The 2,525-nt window shown below is 70.7% G+C and carries 2 protein-coding genes and 1 pseudogene; 1 reads left to right on the plus strand and 2 read right to left on the minus strand.

The window, feature by feature from the left end; all coding sequences use genetic code 11:
• Positions 1 to 855, minus strand: an 855-nt coding sequence (locus B7767_RS43440) for an MBL fold metallo-hydrolase (RefSeq protein WP_143653040.1), incomplete at its 3' end; no start/stop codon positions are given.
• A 579-nt stretch (positions 856 to 1,434) separates the two neighbouring features.
• Positions 1,435 to 2,064 carry an isochorismatase family protein gene (locus B7767_RS43445; protein ID WP_085576573.1) on the minus strand — a complete coding sequence of 210 codons (630 nt, stop codon included), beginning with the start codon at positions 2,062 to 2,064 and terminating at the stop codon, positions 1,435 to 1,437.
• A 119-nt stretch (positions 2,065 to 2,183) separates the two neighbouring features.
• On the opposite strand from B7767_RS43445, the pseudogene B7767_RS43450 reads away from it, so the two are divergent.
• Positions 2,184 to 2,525, plus strand: a pseudogene (locus tag B7767_RS43450) (hypothetical protein); the annotation flags it as partial.

The following is a 2,525-nucleotide window of genomic DNA, read 5'->3' on the forward strand; positions in this document are numbered from 1 at the left end:
GAACGACCCGGCCACGTGCCCCGCGGCGAAGGCGACCCGGTTGCGCAGGTCCACCACCCACTCGCCCGCGGCCAGCCGGGCGGCGATCTCCTCGGCGTCCGCGCGCCGCGGCGGGGTGAGGTCGACCGGCACGGGGCCGGCGGCGTTGGCCGGGCCCATGTGCGCGTAGTAGGCGGGTACGTCGTCCAGTCCGGCCAGCGTCCGGGCGACGAAGGTGTCCACGTCCAGGTTCAGCGCGTCGTTCGTCTCGCGCTCCTTGCCGATCGTGGTCGCGTCCCCCTCGGCCTGTGCGGAGGAGCAGAAGCTGCCGAACCCGTGGGTGGGCAGCACCGGCACCTCGTCGTCCAGCTCATCGGCCAGCCGGTGCGCGGAGGCGTGCTGGGCGCGCGCCAGCTCCTCGGTCAACCGAGGCTCGACCAGGTCCGGGCGGCCCACCGTGCCGATCAGCAGCGACCCGCCGGTGAACGCCGCCACACCGCGCCCGTCCTCCTCCAGGACGTAGGAGGTGTGGTGCGGGGTGTGCCCGGGGGTGGCGATCGCGCGCAGCACTAGGCCCTCGTCCACCGTCACGGTGTCACCGTCGGCAACCGGGGCATGGGCGAAGGACACGTGCGCCCCGGCCGGTATCAGATAGGCGGCACCGGTCACCCGGGCCAGTTCCAGGCCGCCGGTGACGTAGTCGTTGTGCACATGGGTCTCCGCCACATACGCGATGCGCACTCCGCGCTTCGCTGCGGCGGCGATGACCTGGTCGATGTCGCGCGGCGGGTCGACGACCACCGCGGCGTCGGGCCCGCCGGCCAGGTAGCTGCGGTTGCCCAGGCCCTCGAGTTCCAGGGTGTCGACGAAGAACACGATCCAAGACTCCTCTCAGGAAGAGATGTACCCCCGGGGGTATCTGATGCTCACACTAACACCTATACCCAGGGGGGTATTCCGTCGCGGTTGGAGGTACCTGGCTTCGGGAACCGTCAGATGCCGTCGTGCCTGGGCCTGGGCCTGGGCCGGACTTGAACGTCCGGACTGGCCGGCGCAGTACCTGTGGAGGGCCTCCGGCCCAGGGAAGCGCTGATCAGCGCTGCGCTGGGCGTGGCCCGGAAGGAGACCGGCCGTCGGCTGCCTCCTGCTCGTCCTGGGCCGGGAGCGTCCAGTCGCTGTCGGTGCGGGGCGGAGGGAAGAGGCGCAGTGAAGCGCAAGGGTTCTTTTCAGTGCGGCTTCCGGGGCGGCGGCTCACGGCCTGCCGCTCGGTGGGCCCGCTCCAGGGCAGCGGCCGCCTGATTGCTGCCGCGCGGGCGGCGGCCACGCACAGGCCGTGTGAGGCTCCTCTCCGCCTCGGAATCCGCCGGCTGCTTGTGCGCGGACCCGCAGGGGTGAGAGCGCCGCGGACTCGTCGTCGTCCGGAGCGCTCTCACTTTGCGGAGGGGTGGTGTGCCGTCAGTGAGCGGCTCGGCCCTGCGTGGCCGAGGTGATGAGGTCGCTCTTGGCGAGGCGGTTCTCGTCGGTGACGGCTGCTGCCCAGGTGTCGGTGGTGGTGACCGCGGCCCAGTTCGAGTGCAGCAGTGTCATCAGGGTCTCGTGCACCTGCTGTGCGGAGGCGGTGCCGGCCTCGTTGGCGAGGTGAATGGCGCCGGTCGCGTCGGAGAGGACCTCGATCGTGAAACCGAGGGGCTCGGCCGCGGCGGAGGTGGACAGGACGCAGTTGTTCGTCATGTAGCCGACCAGGGTCAGCGTGTCGATCTCGTTCTCCCGGAACCATTCGGCAAGCCCGGTGGCGGTGAAGATGTCGGAGTGGTTCTTGACCACTCGCTTGGTGGTGGAGCCGATGCGGTCTTCCACCTCGGGGTGGTTCTCCCAGCCGGGCGAGCCGGCCGTGAAGACCGGGGTCCCTTCCGGGTACTCGTGCTGGACGGCGACGACGGGCAGGTCCGCCTGAGCGGCGATGTCCAGGGCGCGCAGGACGTTTTTCAGCGATTCCTCGCGGGGCGGGTACTGGATGTTCAGCGGTCCGTCGAAGTACTCCTGCTGCACGTCGACGAGGACAAGGGCGCGGCGTGGGGCGGTCAACGTTCTCTCCTGTTCCTGGTGGGCACGGCGCGGACGGCGCCGTGGACACCATCCTCAGCGGGCCGCAGCCGCTACAGTGAGTGGCAGAAAAGCAGATAATCGATGAGATTAGGACGGGCATGCGTATCGCCGTTCACGCCTTCGACGGGATCACCGCGTTCCACCTCGCCGCGCCCCTGCTCGTATTCGGCGAGGTGGCCCGGCAGGGTCTGGCCCCGGAGTGGACCACTACGGTGTGGAGTGCGGACGCGCGCCCGATCCGCACCTCGGAGGGGATCGTGATCGACGACCTCGCCGGGCCCGCCGCGGCGGAATCGGCTGATCTGCTCGTCTTCCCCTCCTGGCCGGCCGACTTCCCGGAACCGGACGGCGAGCTCGTCGCCCTGATCCGGGACACGCACGCGCGCGGAGCGGGGATCGTCGGGCTCTGCCTCGGCGCGTTCCCCGTGGCGGGGCGGCGG

This window comes from Streptomyces sp. 13-12-16 (genome assembly GCF_002114215.1).
In the GTDB taxonomy this organism is placed as follows: domain Bacteria; phylum Actinomycetota; class Actinomycetes; order Streptomycetales; family Streptomycetaceae; genus Streptomyces.